This window comes from Paenibacillus oryzae (assembly GCF_001675045.1).
GTDB classification, from domain to species: Bacteria; Bacillota; Bacilli; order Paenibacillales; family Paenibacillaceae; genus Pristimantibacillus; species Pristimantibacillus oryzae.
In genome coordinates this window covers 65,671-82,395 of sequence record NZ_LYPA01000047.1, presented here as the reverse complement: position 1 = coordinate 82,395, position 16,725 = coordinate 65,671, and the positions used below count along the sequence as shown (strand labels likewise).

The following is a 16,725-nucleotide window of genomic DNA, read 5'->3' as shown; positions in this document are numbered from 1 at the left end:
TTAATTCTCCTCCGTCCCGTCGGCTTGTTTCTTCTCAACCAGAAAGTGCATTTTTTTCTCCCCTCCGCCATCGGCCGCTGTAGCCGTTACTTCCCAAACCCCAGGCGTTGTATTGCCTGATACATGCCATGTCCAGCTAATATATCCGTTCTCATCTGCTGTTGCATCGCCCAAATTCCGAGCTTTGCTTGCGCCGCTTTTGTACATCACTCCCAAGGAGATGGTTTTGCCCGGTTCAGTCAAAGCAACGACCGTCGCTTTGCGTCCTGGCCTGACAGGTGAAGGGTTAATAGACACAATTTGCAGAAAAAATGGGTCTTCCTCATTATTTGAAGCGCCATAAGCCGCCGCCAGAGCGTCGCTTACCCACACTCTCTCGTAAGCGTAGGCTTGAAGCTGAATTCTTTTTCCAAGCAGAGGTACAGCGATAGGATATTCATAGGTAAGCGCGATTCCCGCATAAGGCTTTTCTTTTTTCTGCAGGTCAGGCAGCGTCAGCCTTAACAATGATATAGCCTCCGGCTTCAACAAATATGGATTGGCCTGCCGTCTAATAAACGGCTCCATGATGGACCGGCCAAGCTCTGTCGCGGCAATATCTCTTGCCGGTCCCCAATCTCCCCTCAAGCCGGAGGAAAACACCTCGCCAAACGGCTCGGGCAGCCACTCCGCCGCGCCCGCCGCCGCTTCGCTCCATTCCGGGAGTTCCTTTTTGGGACGGACAGCCTCCTCGGCCTCCCCTTTGTTTTTGCCGATCTCCTCCAGTGCAAGCTCAACCGGACGAATATGAGCCGACAACTGAAGGAGCGATTGCGAAGCAGCGGACTGGAGCGCCATTTGCGCTGCGCATAAAGAAATCAGCAGCGAGAAAGCAAGCAGCGCCAGCAAAATAAGCGGCATAACAATGGCGGCTTCCAATACAATAGAGCCGCTGCTGCCGGCGAATCGGGAATTGCGGCCAACAATGCGGCGGGCGCAGCGCTTAATAGGAATGACCCGCCAAATGAAAAGCTTCATAACGGTTGCCAACCACCCTTCCCCCCATGCTTTGCCCCCTGTTCAGCAGCTTCACGACGCCTGGCAGAAACCACAGCTGCATGGACACCGTCGCTTCGCCCGTTACGCCTGACGGCACCTCGGCAAGCGTAATGCCGCAGTTTTGTTCAATCACGGCAATCATACGCGCCAGACGTTGCTCCTGGCTTCCGCCATGGAGCAGCATAAACAAACGAAGATAGTCCTTATAGGAAAGCTCAACCTTGACGTATTTGGACAAGGGAGCCGAGCCTTTTTGCGCAAAGGAAAGCATGTCCAGAATGGTATGCTCCAAGCCATAAATAATAGCCGCCGACAAAATAAGCAGCGGATGCCCCAGCGAGCGGCTTTCGATCAAGCCCTCCATCGTTCTGACAGCCAGCCTGACGGCAAACAATTCGCCGTATGCCGCCAGCAAATTGCCTTTGGCATTATGAAAGCCGTACAAAACATACTCCATCTCCTGATTATGGAACGAGGATGCGGCCGAAAATGCCTCCGTGCTGCCATCCTCCAGCAATGAGCGCAGCTGAAGCGGGTCAAAGGAGGTAAACCGGGCGGCTGCGTATTCTCCGTAATAAAAATAATCTCTGCCTCGCACAAGCATATCCGCCATGCCGGAAAACAGCCCGTCCATTTCCTGCGACGCTTGAAGCGCCCCTTCATTGGCATCGGCTGCGCCGGATATATACGCGGCTCCCTCTTCTTCCGTTGCTCTGTCTCCTGCGCTGTTGTATAACAAGCTCCTCTCATATTTCAGCTTCACCTGGCGAAACAGCTCCTCATGCTCCCCGGACTCCTTGCTGTCGGCCATTCCTTGCAGCAATTGCCGTGCTTCCTTCCATAACCCTTTTTTCTTTTTTTCCTGTTCTCGCAGCTGGCCCTTTATATTCTGATCCTCCAGCTCTGCCGAGCGTTGCCCCAATACAGTTGCCGGAGACACATAGCTCTCTGCGTATTTGCTGTATGCGGAGGACATGGTTCCAGCCAAAGTTCTCATCTCGGAGGCGTGACTGGATGACTGGATGTCTGAAAGCACCCTTCTGCCAAATTGCTGCAATTGCCCGGACAGGGCAGCTAACTCGTTCCTCTGTCCATCCAATTCATTACGGTAGGCGGCAAACCACCCTTCCTCCCTTATAAGCTTGCCTCCGTCCTCTACAATAGCTTTGATATCGTCTCCCCCGGAAATTTCGGCGGAAGCCGTCCCCTGCGCCTGGTTAGCCGCAACCTCCTCATAGCTTTGCGCAGCCGCATGCTCAACCTTCTGCAGCAAGGTCTCCATAGCTTGATTGACCTGCTCCGCTTCCTGAACGCGCTGCCTTGCAAGCTCCAGCTTGGCTGTATGCATCTGTTCCATTGAGGCGCCTTCTCCCTGAAGCGCGGACGACAGCTTGCTTGCTTCTTGCTGGAAACGCCAGATTTCCGCCCAAAACACCCTTTTCTCTTCCGGCGGCAAGGCTGCTTCGTATTGCAGCATGCTGACGTACCCTTCGACACCCGATGCGTACCCGGCGGCCGTCAAACCCGATGCAGCCGGTCTGCCGCTAGCTGGAATGAGGCCGATGACTGTACTTGCCGCCGCTTCCCGGCCTGCCGATGACTGCAAGCTTAACGCCTCCTCCAGCAGCTTTTCCCGTTTTTCATAAAGCGACCTCAATTGTTCCAGCGAAGCAACCGCTGCCGAGCTTTCCTTCAAGGTTTTGGCAAGCGGAGTAAATTTCGATAACAGCTCCAGCGTAAAATCAATAGGCGCCTTATATTTCATTTCCTCCAAAACGCCTCTTGCGAAAACATCATGCCGTCCTAGCGTCAAAGAGGTATTCAGCGAGGTTTCCTCCACCCGAGCTGCCGTAAGATCAAATCCGCCTTCCAAAAAAACGGCTTGTCTCTCCAGCGTTTGCTTTAGCACCTCCTGAAAAATAAGGTCTCCCTCCGTACCTCCTCGCCCGAATAGCCCGTACCGCTCATACAACGCTTCATCGTAAGCCGATAAAACGGAGCGGATGGCAGAGCGCACGCTGCTTTCCGATTGAAGCTGAAAAGCAGCGATACGTGCATAGTCGATAAGAACGCCAAAAAACAACAGCAATGACGAAAGTACAATTACCCCGAAAATAGATACCGTTCCGTTACTTTTCAGCAGCACATTTTTCATCCGGCATCCTCCTATTTCGCATCCGGCCTATAGGGCGCCAGCGCTTTGGCCGCATTTTCTTTGCCGCCCTCCGATTGCGCGGAGTCGCTTGAAAACCGCTGGACGTAATAACGTACAAGGTCGACACTGCGAATAAACTCCACCGGATCAGACAAATACCCTCTACCCGCTCCGGCCGGCTCATCCCAGGACCAGCCGGATTGCCGAGGGGCAAGCTCCATCGGCTTTTTAAGCTTTATTTCCACATAACGGCTAAACCCGGCATTTATAACTCCCGATTCCCCTTTAAACGAAAGCCCCCCTGCTGTAATGGAGCCAGCGCCTAAAGCCAGCTTCCGCTCACCAAGCCCCGCATAGCCGTCCTTGACCATGCCGATTTCCTCGGGCAGCTTGATGCTCGCCGTTTCGCCCCGCCAGCCGGATTTTAGCAGACTTCCCAACACGCCATCACTGCTCATGCGCCAATATAACGGATCGTAAGCCGGCTCAGAAAGAATGCCCGTTGCGGGATGGCGATTACTGTTGTCCCAGCCAAAAGCCGTTCTTTCCGCAACCGCCGAGGCGTAATAAAACACGATTGTTTTTTGATAAAGGTAGCAGCCCAAAACAATAAAAAGCATCACCATAGCAAACAAAACGGGAAAAACAAAGGATGATTCCATCGTAAAGCTGCCTCGTTCGTCCTTTAGCCACCGCTTCATGGGATTACTTTTCAAAAATGCGGGAGGCCTCATCATCGGCTTTTCCCATCAACGTTTCGATCAGGTCGATAATCCAGTCCTTGAAGAGCAGTGCAATAATGATAACAACAGCAATGATCAAAATAATTTCCAATGTGCCAAGCCCTTGCTCATTTGACCAAAACGATTTCATTTTTCCATAAAGTTTCAACATGGCGTACCATCCTTTTTTTGTTTTTTAAGACATCATCAAAACAGCAGGAGCGGCAACAATAATCATCATGATGAACAAGATAGCCGCAAGAGGAAAAACAAGCTTAGACGAAGCCTCTTCTCCTCTGATTCTTGCCAAGGCCTTGCGCTTCTCCCATAAAGAATAGGAAAGCTCGCGCAGCGCCAGCGTAAAGTGCTCGCCGCCCCGTTTATAATTCAACAGCAGCACCGCCGTAAAAACAGCCGCCTCCTGAACGGCGCATTGTCGGCTGAAGCGCTCCATCACAACGCTGAAGCTTTCTCCGTTTGCTAACGAAAGGCTTGCTTTGAGCCATTCCCTGTCAAGCGGATGGACAGGCTTGTCCCCTAAGCCGTCCGCGCATCGGTGAAACGCGCCTTGCACCGTTTCTCCTGCTCCAACAAGCAGCATCAGCTTGCTTAACTTGTCCGGCAAAGCAGCTACAATCAGCCTTCTTCTTTTTTCCAGCTCGCGGCCCGCTTCCACGTAGGTACGGAATGCTAGAACGATAAAAAGCAAAAAACCAATCAGGAGCACAAGCTTCTCGCCGCCAATCCAGGAAATCCAGGAGCAGCACCAGAGCAAGGCAAAGCCGCTTCCAAACGCTTCGGCAAGCTTTTCGCGGGAGGCATCCCCCTTCCATGCGGGTCCATTCAGCACCATCATCCGGGCATGGTAGCTATTGGTGTATTGCTGAGTCAAATGCCAATGGGATACTGACGATAACGCATATACAAACGGTTCTGTCAGCCACTTTGCCTTCAGCTGCGAAGCTTGTCCGCCTCCTGAGTTCCGCCTTTTTTCTCCTTCTCGGCGGCTTTTCCCCCTTTTTTGACCGCCCGGCTTGCTTTTTCCCGATGATCCGATATACAGCGCAGCCCATGCCGCCGTGAGCAAACAGGCAAAAATTGACCCCATAGTAGCCTCCTAGATATCAAATGTCATCAGCTTGCCCATCGCCCAATAGCAGCAAAGCAGCAATCCCAAGGTCACCGTCAGCAAAACATAGCCGATGCCGCTGTAGAGAGGCGTCATATAGTCCGGGGCTGCAAAGGACAGAAATCCCATGAATACAAACGGAACCGCCATCATGATGCGTGATTCCAGTTTCTTTTGAGCAATAAGCACCATAATATCCGACTCCACGGTCAGCTTTTCCCCTATTACGGTTGCAGTCCGTCTCATCACCTCTACCAAATCGCCGCCAGACCGCTTGCAGGCGCCTATGACATCGACGAATTGCGTAATTTCCTCGCTATGGGCGCGTTCTGCAAAATGGCGAAGCGCGGCTTCAAGCGGCTCCCCGTTATCCAGCCTGCGGCAAATGACTGTAAATTCGGCAATAATATCGCTTTTGGAATCGCCAAAGAGCATATGTAAATCCTCCAGCGATGAGCGAAATGCATTTTCAATAGACCGTCCGGCAGCAAGCGACGAGGTCAACGAAAACAACGCTTCCTTGAATTGCAGCTTCAGCTGTTTTTTTCTCCGGTCCAGCAGCAATGCGCGTCCATAGCGGGGTGCAGCAAGGCCAAGCAGCCCCGCCAAGCCTGCAACCCATACGGAATGATAAAAAATGTAAGTTCCGCCGAATATGCCCCCGCAGCCGATTAAAGCAAACAGCAGCAGCTCTCTGACACTTAATGTGTAGACGCCGTAATTAACGGCGCTTATCCGGCTCGCAGCCTTGGTCCCGGACCAAACACGTTCCCATCCGCACCAATAAGCCCATTTCGCCAAAACTCCCTGCTCAGCCTTTGACATATTGTCCCTTTCCGGCAAGCAGCAGCTTATCGGTATTGCTTAACGTTTCTCCGGTTGCCTTCAGCCCGCCGATCACTTTCCCGTTCCGCTCGCCCTCTTCTTCAAAATGATAAAGACGCTTCAGCCTGATTTCGCCCTCCTGAACACCACAAACCTCGCAAATCTCCGCAACCTTCCGGGTTTTGTCCCTGAACCGTGAAAGATGGACAACAATATCCAGCGCGGAGGCAATTTGCGCCCTTATTACCGGAAGCGGCAGCTCCGCTCCACCCATCACCATACTTTCCAGACGCAGCATCATATCCTTTGCGCTGTTAGCATGACCGGTGGAGATCGAGCCGTCATGGCCGGTATTCAGCGCTTGCAGCAGATCAAACGCCTCCGCCCCACGCACCTCCCCGATAATAATCCGGTTGGGACGCATTCGGAGCGAAGCGCGGATCAAATCGTCGATGCCGATTTTTCCTTTGCCCTCTGTGTTTGCGTTTCTGGTTTCCAGCGATACCAGATTGGGCACCGTCCTGATTTGCAGCTCGGCGGAATCCTCGATGGTTACAACCCTTTCGTCAGCCGGAATGTACCTGGACAAAGCGCCAAGAAAGGTCGTTTTTCCCGTTCCCGTGCCGCCGCTTATAAAAATATTGTATTTGGCCTCTACCAGCACCCGCAGAAAATCAGCAGCCTCCTGGCTTAATGCTCCAAGCTGCACAAGCCGTTCCAGCGTTATAGGCTGATCGCTAAATTTTCGGATCGTCAGACAAGGACCTTTAAGCGCAATTGGCGGAAGTACAACATGTATCCGAGAACCGTCGCGAAGCCTAGCGTCAACAATAGGCGAGGACATATTAACGACGCGGTTGACCTCCGCTACCACGTGCTGGATCAAATCCTCCAGCCGCTCCCGGCTTTCAAAACGGACGGAATGACGCTCCATTTCTCCGTTCCGCTCCACAAAAATATCCTCATGGCTGTTAATCATAATTTCCGTAACGGATGGATCATCCATAAGCGGCTGCAAAACGTCCAGCCCTCTAAAGGAATGATAGATTCGGCGCACCAGGTTAACCTTTTCCGCTGCCGGAAGCGGGTTTTGGCCGCACCAATTCAACACAGCCTCCTCTGTTTTCCGCAACAGCTCTTCATCGGTGATCGCCCCGCCAAAATCGATTTCAGAGCGGATGACCTCCCTCAGCTCGCTAACGGCCCCGTCAATGGACATATCGGGCCGCCTCGCTTTTTAGCGCCAGCTTGAGCAATTCCGCCGAAGCGGCTCGGAAGGCGGGGGACTCCAGCAGCTTGCCCCGCCGCCCTTCCCGCCAAGCCTCCACATCGGGAAGCCCGCCCGGCGCACTGCGGTATTCATGCGGCAGCGCCAGCGTCCCCATGCCCGTCATGCGATTGCGCACAACCCAATTGCTTGCAAGCATGCGGCTATGGCGTTCTCCCCATTTATGGTTGGCGTACCCCCATGCAAGCGACAGCTTGCCAAGCGAGGAAGCTTCATCCGCCACAACGTAGAAGCTGGTATTGCAGCGCTCCAGCACCGATAGATGCAATTCACAGAGCTCGTGGTCCAGGTCCACAATAATAACCCTGTAACGGCCCGAGCCTGCAATGTAGTCAATCAAGGCAACGGCATCTTCGGCCGTTAGGTTTTCACGGTCTCCGGGATGGCTAAACCCCGTCAAATAATCTCCCTTGAGCGTGGTATTGTGATTACGGTTCGCCCCAAGCCATTCCTTGTCCGCCTTCCCGTGCGCCTTGATTTCGTATAACAGCTCCGATAATCCGCCGCCTTTGGCGGAAGCATGATGGCCGTCAAGCCATAAGTTTGCCGTATTCCAGCGCTCCAGGTTAAGATAGCAGGTTTGCAGACCCATGCTCCCGGCACCGTTAGCCAGATGAAGCGAAAGCGCCGTAACTCCGACACCGCCGGACACAGAGCTGACGCCGATAACAACGGGCCCCTCCTCATATCCGCCGATAGCGCCTCCCGCCATTACTTTGCCAGCCAATGCCGCAACATTACGTTCCAGCAGCGATTGCAGCAATTGCGGAAGCGCCTGATAACGAAGCGCTTCCTCCTGAATCCGGCTTTCTCCCAGCCTGCCAACCAGAGCAACCTGCCGCGTCTGCGCCAGCTCGGGCTTCAGCTCCTCCAGCAGAGCGGGCTCGCCCGCAACAAGCTCCATCGCAAAGCCTTGCTTGATATAACGCCGGCAGGCCTCGGCATTCGTGAAGGCAACAAGCTGGCAGCGATCCCGAAACGGTCCGCATCGCACATATTCCGCAAGCCTTCGCGTATATTCCATATCGCTTACCGCCAATCCCAATTGAATCTTGCCCATCTCTATTTCCTCCCTTCCTCATTAATCAGCTGCCCCTTTACTTCCACTGCTCCGACAGGAGCAAAATACGCAAAAAAAGCACCGTACAAGGGCAGCGGTCTGCTGCTCCTATACGGTGCTTCCGTGTTTGCGTATTTACTTGGTAAAAATCTACCACAAGAACTTGCTTCCCGTCAACTACCCCTTGCCAAAAAAGCGCTCGATTTCGATTTCTGCATTTTCGGCGGAGTCCGAGCCGTGTACGATATTGGCTTCCACGTCAAGCGCAAAATCGCCTCTGATGGTCCCTGCTCCCGCTTCGGAAGGGTTGGTTGCCCCAATTAACAGGCGGGAATTTTTAATGGCGTCTTTGCCCTCCAGCACCATCGCAAACACCGGGCCGGAAGTGATAAAGTCAACAAGCTCTCCAAAAAACGGCTTTGCGCGCAAGTGGCCGTAATGAACCTCCGCTTTTTCTCTGGAAAGCTGCATCAGCTCGCCCTTGACCAGCGTAAAGCCTTTATTTTCAAAACGGGCCACGATGGCACCGATTAATCCCCGTTTTACGCCATCTGGTTTAACCATCACAAATGTTTTTTCCATGATAATTCCCTCCGTTTTATAAATTTTGCTTCTCCAGAACCATACACCTTCTGGTCAAACGCTAGTTTCTATAGTTCAACTTTCATCCTTGTTCCTTATCGGTTCAACCACTCCAGGATAATGCCCGCGGTCTCCTCGATTGCGCGGTTGGTAACATCAATGACCGGACAAGACAGCGACTCCATGACGGAGGCCGCATATCGAAGCTCGCTCTGGATCCTCTCAATCGAGGCATAATGGGCCGAGGCCGGCAGCCCCAGACTTTTGAGCCGTTCCGTGCGAATTTCATATAAATGCTCCGGCTGCATGGTGAGTCCCACAATCAGTCTGTCCGGGCCTGTCTGAAGCTCAGCAGGCACATTAACCTCGGGGATAAGCGGCAGATTAGCTACCTTAACTCCCTTGTGGGATAAAAAGATGCTAAGCGGGGTTTTGGATGTGCGCGATACCCCGATCAAAACAACCCGGGCCTGTGTCAGCCCTCTGACATCCTTGCCGTCATCATATTTAACCGCAAACTCGATGGCCTCCATCCGCTGGTAATAATCCTCATTAACCGAGTGGAGCAGCCCCGGCTGCTTGCTGGGAAAATCGCCAAACGTGTCGATATAGGCCTGCATCATCGGACCCATTACATCAACCGCACGTACGCCCAGCCGCACAGCCTCCTCCTTCATCAGCTCCCTAAGCTCCGGCTGAACCAGCGTATAGCTGATAAAACCGCCGCTTTCCGCTGCCTCTGAAACGATGCGGACAATTTCTTCCTCGCTTCGGATGTGCCCATACCGCTTAATCTTGACATCGCCTTCGGTAAACTGGCGGAGCGTAGCTTTGGCAACCGCCTCCGCGGTTTCGCCAACTGCGTCGGAGCACACATAAATGGTACCTTTGGTCATCGTCCGCCTTCCCCCGTTTCTCCGTCCGAGGCCATATCCGCCATAATAGCAATAATGCTGGACTTGGAAACCCATCCCGCCAAAACCGGATTTGCCCCCGGCTCCTCCTCCGGCATAAGCACCGGCAAACAATCCAGCTGATGCTGCGACATTTTGACAATGGCGTCCATGACTGAATTTTCCGGACTCAGGGTGACGATATTGGGATAACGGGTCATGACCATACTGACAGGAATAGATGCCGCAGAGGCATTGCCCAGCGTAATTTTAAGCAAATCCTTGGGCGTAATAATTCCCGCAAACCGGTTGCTCTCCGTCACGACCAGCAAGGTGTCCGCATTTTCCATAAATAAAGTAATAACGGCATCGTGTACGGAAAGCGTTTCGGGTATATTGACGGGAACGCCTTGCACTTCCCTTACTTTCAAATTGTGAAAACGTTGTAATGGCGCGTTGCCGGCGCGATATTGAGTGCCAAGGAAATAACCGACCTTCGGCTTGGCGTCCAGCATGCCCAGCATAACCAGCAGAGACAAGTCCGAACGAAGCGTTGGGCGGCTGACACCCAAATATTCCGCTAGCTGCTCGCCGGTCACCGGCGCATGCTGCTTGACCAGTTCAATCAGTTCCAACTGTCTGGATGTGAGCTGAATCGTTTTCCCCTCCCGAACTATCCGCTTTCCATTGCGAATTATACCTTCCGGACTATTTGAACACGTCCTATAAGACAATTAAAGTGTAGCATTTTTCTAACTATACACCTGTATAAAATATCACATTGGAATATCATGTACAACATATGCTTTTTTCGCATAAATAAAGCCCCCTTACGCAGCATGGTCAATGATCCTTCGATCAATACCCCGCATTGCGCTCGGGAGCCTTTAGGGCGTGTCTGAAAACCCGCTTGAGGTCATCTTGCACCGCCTTTTCGCCCCCTGCTGCGTCAGTTTTGCTTGACTTACCCCCGGTAAGCCTGCACAAAACTTCCTTGTAGGGAACGAAAATTCGGCACAACTTGTTCCTCTCGGAGTATTCAGACACGCCCTAGTTTTTCCAGACTATTATTTTTTTGTCAGCTCCAAAAATAAAGCTACATCGTCGGCTGTCAGAGCAACGGCTTCTTTCCAGAATTGAGGCTCCTCCAGATTGATGCCTAGATGCTTCTTCGCAAGCTGCTCAACGGTCAAGGAGCCGGTGTCGCGAAGCAAAGCGACGTATTTGTCGCGGAAGGCTTCTCCCTCCTGGTTCGCCCGTGCATACAAGCCCGCACTGAACAAGTAGCCAAACGTATAAGGGAAATTGTAAAACGGCACATCCGTCAAATAAAAATGCAGCTTGGCCGCCCAGAAATGGGGATGAAGCTCGCCCAAGGCTCCGCCGAACGCTTCCCTTTGAGCTTCCTCCATCATAGCATTTAACGCCTCAGTCGAAACCAGCCCTTGCTTGCGCGCTTCATAAAAACGCGTTTCAAACAGGAAGCGGGCGTAAATATTGGAATAAAACGCCACCGCATTGCCGATTTTGCTCTCCAGCAGGCTAATCGTTTCATCCTTGTCCTTGGAGGCTTTAAGCGCCCGGTCGGTCACGATGATTTCTGCAAAGGTAGATGCCGTCTCCGCCACGTTCATTGCATATTCATGCGCAAACGGAGGCAGATCATCCATTACATGCTGATGATAGGCATGGCCAAGCTCATGAGCCAGCGTTGACAAATTGTCCATCGTCCCGGAATAAGTCATAAAAATACGGGTCTGCTGGCTTTTAGGCAATGAAGTGCAAAATCCGCCGGGACGTTTGCCAGGACGGTCCTCCGCCTCGATCCATCCTTCTTTAAATGCTTTTTCGGAAAAATCGGCAAGCCGCGGATCAAACTCGCGGAACTGCTCCAAAATAAAATCGGCGCCTTCCGCAAACGGAATAATTCGTTCCGAGGTATTAACAGGAGCGGCAACATCATGCCAGTCCAGCCGCTCAAGGCCAAACAGCTCGGCCTTACGCTGAAAATAAGGCTGAAGCAGCTTTTGCCCTTCCTTTACAGCCTCCCACATGGCGGACAGCGTTTTTTCGCTCATGCGATTGATTTGCAGCGGCTCCTGAAGCACCTGCTCCCAGCCTCTGCGCTGATACAGCTTAAGCCGGAAGCCGGCGATGCGATTAAGCACGTCGGCGCATAAATCCGCGTTGCGCGCCCATTCGCGCTCCCATTCCTGGAATGCGGCCTTGCGAACCTCGCGATCGCTGTCGCTTAACCGGTTAAACATTTGCCCTGCGGACAGCAATACGGATTCGCCGCTTTTTTCCACTGCCTTGAATTGAGCCTGGGCAACAATGGTGTTGTAGAAATAGCCCCAGCCATGATAACCGTCAATGGAGAGATCGCCAATCAGCGCCTCCATCTCCGGAGACAGCTTGATTTTTGCCAGCTCCCTGCGCTCATTCAAATAAAAAGCGACGGCGCCAAGCTCCGGGTCGGCAAGCATAGCTTCCCACTCGTTATCGCCAATGTTGCGAAGAATATCGTCGTATTGAGCCATCGCGGACATATAGTCGGCGCTTAATGTATTAACGCGATCGCTCAAAGCAGCAGCAGCTTGGTCCTTCACATTTTCCGCCATTAAGCAGCTTGCAAATGACTCCGATTGCCGCAGCGCAATCAACACGCGCTGAGCCAGCCCGGTCAGCTCTTTGACAAGCTCAAGCGAAGGGCGATTTTTTTTGTTCAGCAGAGTCGTCAGCTTTCCGATATTTGTTGCTATTTCATCCAGCTCTGCCGAAAATGCTTTGGAGGACGAGCCTCCGGGATAAATGGAATCCAGGTCCCATGTTAATGGATATTGATTGGACATAATTACACACCTCGTTATAGAATAATGGATACAGTATAACCCAAATGGAGGATAAACACATGTCTAAACCGTTACAAATCTCGGCGGATACCGCAATCAAGCTTTCCGAGCAGCTGGGCGTTCCGATCGAGCATCTTATGCATATGCCTCGTCATATCCTGCTCCAAAAGCTGGCGTCATTAAATAGCGGAGCGCTCTCCGACACCCCGGACAAAGCCGACTATACGCCCGCCAAACCAGCAGAGGGAGAAGGCGGCAAAACCGGCGAGCAAGGGCATGTCAACGCTAGCGTCGAAGACAAGACAGACGGTTCCGGCCAATGATGCATCCGTTCCAGAATACCTGGCCTTATGAAACGGTCATGGGAGACATTTATGTATCCAAGTGTCCCTTCTGCGATGCAGAAAACGTGCTTTTGCCGCTGAAGCCTTCGGAATTGCAGGTTATTGCGGAAGGCAAAAAAAAGCGGCTTGTTTTCCCTTGCTGCCGCAACGTTTTAACCATTATTGATACCGACCGGGATTACCTGCTTTCCGATATCGCCTTGCGAAACAATAAAGCCTGAAGCGGCTGCTTCAGGCTGAGGTTACGGCTTGTGAAAAATCCTCGTTATTACCATCTTCCCGCAGCATGGCTTCCTCGCGGATCAGCTGCCATTGCTCGCGGCTTGCACGGATCATTGCGGCATCCATAATGCGTTTATCGTTAATGATGCGAGAAAACCACTTTACGGCTTCCTTATCATTACCAACCCGTCTGTTCAATTCCCCGATCAGAAACATCAAACGTGCGTTATTTAACGACACGCCTTCCGTTTCATAAACGCGAACATAGGACTCCAGCGCATGAGCGAGAAAACGCCGTTCTTCGATTTTATTGCCTTCGTAACGATATAGCCATGCGATATGATGGAGCAGCCCCGCTATAACGCGATCCTTGGCGCCAGTTGTCTGAGCCGTCAACAACGCAAGCTTGTAGCAGTACATAGCCGTTTCCCTGCTACGCTCGCCGTTGAAATCTCCGCCCTTCCAATTCATGCCGATTCGTTCGTAATAGAGCATTTTCTGCGCGTCGCTCAGCTTATCCAGACCGTTCTCCGTAGACGCAAATCCGCAATGCGGACATACGCGCACCACGTAAAAATCCGGATTAATGCCATTTGCATAATGTCCGCAAAAATCGGAGTCGGTGGTTGACGCCCTTTTGAAGCTGGGGCGAACCCGAGAGGTGGCAAAGGTGGTTTCACAGCAGATGCACTCTATTTTCGACTCATACAGCGGCTCCATAACATCACGTCTCCTACTCTGTTGTGTTTACAAAATGATGAGCCGGACCCGAAAGTCGCTCCAGAGCAAAAGCGGCAAGCTCGGAATCAATGCCTGCTTCCTTTAAAGCCTCCCTCATGCAGGACAGCCATGCTTCCGCCCTTTCCGGCGTAATGGGAAAAGGCAAATGTCTGGCGCGCATCATGGGATGGCCGTGCTGCTCTGAATACAGATGGGGCCCGCCGAAAAATTGCGTAAGAAACAAAAATTGTTTTTCCATGACCGGATTAATATCCTCCGGGAAAATAGGACCAAGCAACGGATGATTTTGCACCTTCGGGTAAAAACATTCGACTATAGACCTAATCGCAGCCTCGCCGCCCAATGCATCGTAAAGGCTTATATTCCTATTCATCGGCATATCCAACTCCATTTTGTAGGTATTTTGAATTATATCACACTTTTCCTCTGCTTGTCCGCGAAGAATATCACAATGTTGATTATCCTACTTGCGAACTGATCAGGAGATAACTTTCAGCCTCATCAAATAAAACAACCCGCATGCATGCATGCGGGCGCTATTTCTTGACGCCAAGCTTTAAGAGGTTGTTCAAAAAGTGTTCGCCCGGTAAGGATATCCAGGTTTTCGGACACGAATTCAGGTTTTGTAATCCTCTTCGTTTGGCGATGCAATGGACTCACGGATGACGTAGACAAAAGCGCAGACAAGAATGCCAGCGATAATACTCATACTCACCACTCCAAGCTTTAAGGATAGTTTTATTGTACCATAAACCCGGTCCTATAACACGCAAAATGATAGCGTTTTCCAAACTGTAATGTCATTGTAACATTTCAAAGTTTGTGATGGCTGTCCAACTTGAAACATAGGATTTAGGAATAGCTTTTATTCCTATGGTCTACATGCCGAGGAGGTTCTCAAGATGCTTCGAGCCCTGCTACACCCCTTGTCGCTGATTGCTTATTCGGCATTGCTCCTGTGTCTGCTGATGGCCGTTTTTCCAGAGGAAGCGTTGCAATCCTCCCTGCGCGGCCTTTCGATATGGTGGCAGGTGCTTTTTCCGGCCCTCTTCCCGTTTTTTGTTATTTCCGAATTGCTGCTGGGACTTGGCATCGTCCATTTTTTTGGCAGGCTTCTGGACCCATTGATGCGCCCGTTGTTCCGCCTTCCAGGCATTGGCGGGTTTGTGGTCGCAATGGGCTATATATCCGGCTATCCCGTGGGGGCCCGCTTGACCGCCCAGCTCTGGGAGCAGCGGCTGATCAACCGGGCGGAGGGAGAGCGGCTTGTCGCTTTTACGACAACCTCTGACCCTATTTTTCTAATTGGCGCCGTTTCGGTCGGTTTTTTTCATCAGGTCGCATTGGCGCCTCTGCTGGCGGCCGCGCATTACGGAGGAGGGCTTGTCATCGGCCTGCTGATGCGGTTCCACGCAGCTAAAGAGGACTCCAGCCCTTCATCCGCAAAAGGCACAGCCTATAATTCTCCGGTATCCGGCAGCGGAAATTATAGCGGCAGCAGGCTTAAATCGGCGTTTCGCGCTATGCATGACGCCCGTTTGCTGGATGGACGGAATTTTGGCCAGCTCCTCCAGGAATCCATACAATCGGCGCTTAGGCTTATGATTGTTGTAGGCGGTCTTGTTGTGTTTTTTTCCGTTGTGATGGAGATGCTTGACCTTGCGGGGCTGCTGGAGGGGCTGTCCAATGTGCTACGCCTTCTGTTTGAGCTGTCTGGTATGCCTGTTCAGCTCGCGGATGCTGTGGTATTTGGACTATTCGAGGTTACGCTTGGAGCTAGAGCAGCCGGAGCCGGAGGTAACAGCCTGATGCATCAAGCCGCCATTGCCGCCTGGGTTCTTTCATGGGGCGGTTTATCCGTTCATGCCCAAATCGCAAGCCTGCTCAGCAGAACGCCGCTTCGCTACACCCCTCTCTTGCTGGCCCGCCTTCTGCACGGTTTTATTGCGATGGGACTTGTCTACCTCTTTTGGGGAGTTCTCGGCCCTTAATCATTGAATTTCATGCCTGTTTCCGATATCATTTATAGAGGCTGTTAAAAGCCTTGTAAAACCCGGAAGGAGATTTCCACGTTGAAATATGCAGTGGTTGACAGAGGAGACGAGCGTTCAAAGGAGCTTGCCCGGCGTTTTCATGAACTGGCTGCACAAAACGGCTTCCAGTTGGATGAAGCCAAGCCGGAAATCGTCATTTCAATCGGTGGCGACGGCACCTTGCTTCAGGCGTTTCATAATTATGTTAATTCCATTTCCGATGTTGCATTTATTGGGATTCATACCGGACATCTCGGCTTTTACGCAGACTGGAATGCGGATGAGCTAGAGGAGCTCGTTTCCTTTATGGCCAAGGAAACGCCTATTATGGTACGGTATCCGTTAGCCCAGATTGAGATCGAAACCAGCACGGAAACGTTAAACTATTTGGCTTTGAATGAATTTACGCTCAAAGGCGTAGACGGCACGCTTATGGCGCAAATTGATGTTAATGATGAATTGTTCGAGATGTTCAGGGGAGACGGCATCGTCATCTCCACCCCTTCCGGCAGCACCGCTTATAACAAAAGCCTTGGGGGAGCCGTTGTTCATCCCTCCATTGAGTCGCTGCAGATTGCGGAAATTGCATCCATTAATAATCGGGTATTTCGCACGCTTGGTTCATCCGTTCTGCTGCCCAAGCATCATCATTGCGACATTATTTCAAAAAAAGACCAGCGAATCCAGCTCAGCATCGACCATATCAGCATGATGTACAGCGATATCCGTTCCATCCGCTGCAGTGTAAGCAACCGCAAGGTCAGCTTTCCAAGGTATCGGCCTTTTCCGTTCTGGAACCGGGTTCGCGAAGCGTTTCTTGGCTACGACGTTCAATAACGCA

18 protein-coding genes are annotated in these 16,725 nt (G+C 51.9%); 4 read left to right on the top strand and 14 right to left on the bottom strand.

The annotated features are described in order from the left end of the window. The 12 genes from A7K91_RS26390 to A7K91_RS09410 form a co-directional block, all read right to left on the bottom strand. Positions 1-1,017: a hypothetical protein gene (locus tag A7K91_RS26390; protein ID WP_156739439.1), complete on the bottom strand. Its 1,017-nt coding sequence runs from the start codon at positions 1,015-1,017 to the stop codon at positions 1-3. Then, positions 983-3,193 carry a hypothetical protein gene (locus A7K91_RS09460; protein WP_068682001.1) on the bottom strand — a complete coding sequence of 737 codons (2,211 nt, stop codon included), beginning with the start codon at positions 3,191-3,193 and terminating at the stop codon, positions 983-985. Before A7K91_RS09460 ends, A7K91_RS26390 begins: the two co-directional genes overlap by 35 nt. A gap of 11 nt (positions 3,194-3,204) precedes the next feature. Beyond that, a complete protein-coding gene (locus tag A7K91_RS09455) occupies positions 3,205-3,894 on the bottom strand; it encodes a TadE/TadG family type IV pilus assembly protein (RefSeq protein ID WP_156739437.1) in 690 nt (229 codons plus the stop codon). Positions 3,895-3,898: 4 nt separating this feature from the next. Then, positions 3,899-4,087: a Flp1 family type IVb pilin gene (locus A7K91_RS09450; protein WP_068681997.1), complete on the bottom strand. Its 189-nt coding sequence runs from the start codon at positions 4,085-4,087 to the stop codon at positions 3,899-3,901. Positions 4,088-4,111: 24 nt separating this feature from the next. Continuing rightward, positions 4,112-5,023 carry a type II secretion system F family protein gene (locus A7K91_RS09445; protein ID WP_068681995.1) on the bottom strand — a complete coding sequence of 304 codons (912 nt, stop codon included), beginning with the start codon at positions 5,021-5,023 and terminating at the stop codon, positions 4,112-4,114. A gap of 9 nt (positions 5,024-5,032) precedes the next feature. Continuing rightward, complete coding sequence (locus A7K91_RS09440; RefSeq protein WP_068681993.1) at positions 5,033-5,869, bottom strand: type II secretion system F family protein; 837 nt, start codon at positions 5,867-5,869, stop codon at positions 5,033-5,035. Then, a complete protein-coding gene (locus A7K91_RS09435) occupies positions 5,856-7,088 on the bottom strand; it encodes a TadA family conjugal transfer-associated ATPase (RefSeq protein ID WP_068681991.1) in 1,233 nt (410 codons plus the stop codon). The genes A7K91_RS09440 and A7K91_RS09435 overlap by 14 nt, the downstream gene beginning before the upstream one ends. Beyond that, complete coding sequence (locus A7K91_RS09430) at positions 7,078-8,217, bottom strand: P-loop NTPase family protein (RefSeq protein WP_068681989.1); 1,140 nt, start codon at positions 8,215-8,217, stop codon at positions 7,078-7,080. The genes A7K91_RS09435 and A7K91_RS09430 overlap by 11 nt, the downstream gene beginning before the upstream one ends. A 177-nt stretch (positions 8,218-8,394) precedes the next feature. Beyond that, positions 8,395-8,799, bottom strand: coding sequence for a nucleoside-diphosphate kinase (gene ndk, locus A7K91_RS09425; RefSeq protein WP_068681987.1), 405 nt, complete (start codon positions 8,797-8,799; stop codon positions 8,395-8,397). Positions 8,800-8,894: 95 nt separating this feature from the next. Beyond that, on the bottom strand, positions 8,895-9,695 hold the full coding sequence (locus A7K91_RS09420) for a pyruvate, water dikinase regulatory protein (RefSeq protein WP_068681985.1): 801 nt from the start codon (positions 9,693-9,695) through the stop codon (positions 8,895-8,897). Continuing rightward, positions 9,692-10,327, bottom strand: a complete 636-nt coding sequence (locus A7K91_RS09415) for a CBS domain-containing protein (RefSeq protein WP_068681983.1) — start codon at positions 10,325-10,327, stop codon at positions 9,692-9,694. Before A7K91_RS09415 ends, A7K91_RS09420 begins: the two co-directional genes overlap by 4 nt. A 432-nt stretch (positions 10,328-10,759) precedes the next feature. Next, on the bottom strand, positions 10,760-12,544 hold the full coding sequence (locus tag A7K91_RS09410; protein ID WP_068681980.1) for a M3 family oligoendopeptidase: 1,785 nt from the start codon (positions 12,542-12,544) through the stop codon (positions 10,760-10,762). 59 nt (positions 12,545-12,603) lie between these two features. Here A7K91_RS09410 and A7K91_RS27435 point away from each other — a divergent pair, with 59 nt between their 5' ends. Beyond that, complete coding sequence (locus A7K91_RS27435) at positions 12,604-12,867, top strand: YycC family protein (protein WP_082967333.1); 264 nt, start codon at positions 12,604-12,606, stop codon at positions 12,865-12,867. Further along, a complete protein-coding gene (locus A7K91_RS09400) occupies positions 12,867-13,109 on the top strand; it encodes a hypothetical protein (RefSeq protein WP_211274517.1) in 243 nt (80 codons plus the stop codon). Before A7K91_RS27435 ends, A7K91_RS09400 begins: the two co-directional genes overlap by 1 nt. A gap of 10 nt (positions 13,110-13,119) precedes the next feature. Here the strand turns inward: A7K91_RS09400 and A7K91_RS09395 are convergent, their stop codons facing one another. Both A7K91_RS09395 and A7K91_RS09390 read right to left on the bottom strand, forming a co-directional pair. Continuing rightward, complete coding sequence (locus A7K91_RS09395) at positions 13,120-13,830, bottom strand: DUF2225 domain-containing protein (protein WP_068681976.1); 711 nt, start codon at positions 13,828-13,830, stop codon at positions 13,120-13,122. A 13-nt stretch (positions 13,831-13,843) separates the two neighbouring features. Next, a complete protein-coding gene (locus A7K91_RS09390; RefSeq protein WP_068681974.1) occupies positions 13,844-14,224 on the bottom strand; it encodes a globin domain-containing protein in 381 nt (126 codons plus the stop codon). 529 nt (positions 14,225-14,753) lie between these two features. Between A7K91_RS09390 and ylbJ the strand changes: the two genes are divergently transcribed. Together ylbJ and A7K91_RS09380 are read left to right on the top strand one after the other, a co-directional pair. Then, entirely contained in the window at positions 14,754-15,842 is a 1,089-nt protein-coding gene (ylbJ, locus tag A7K91_RS09385; RefSeq protein ID WP_068681973.1) for a sporulation integral membrane protein YlbJ, read from the top strand. An 81-nt stretch (positions 15,843-15,923) separates the two neighbouring features. Then, complete coding sequence (locus A7K91_RS09380; RefSeq protein WP_068681971.1) at positions 15,924-16,721, top strand: NAD kinase; 798 nt, start codon at positions 15,924-15,926, stop codon at positions 16,719-16,721. Positions 16,722-16,725 lie beyond the last annotated feature (4 nt).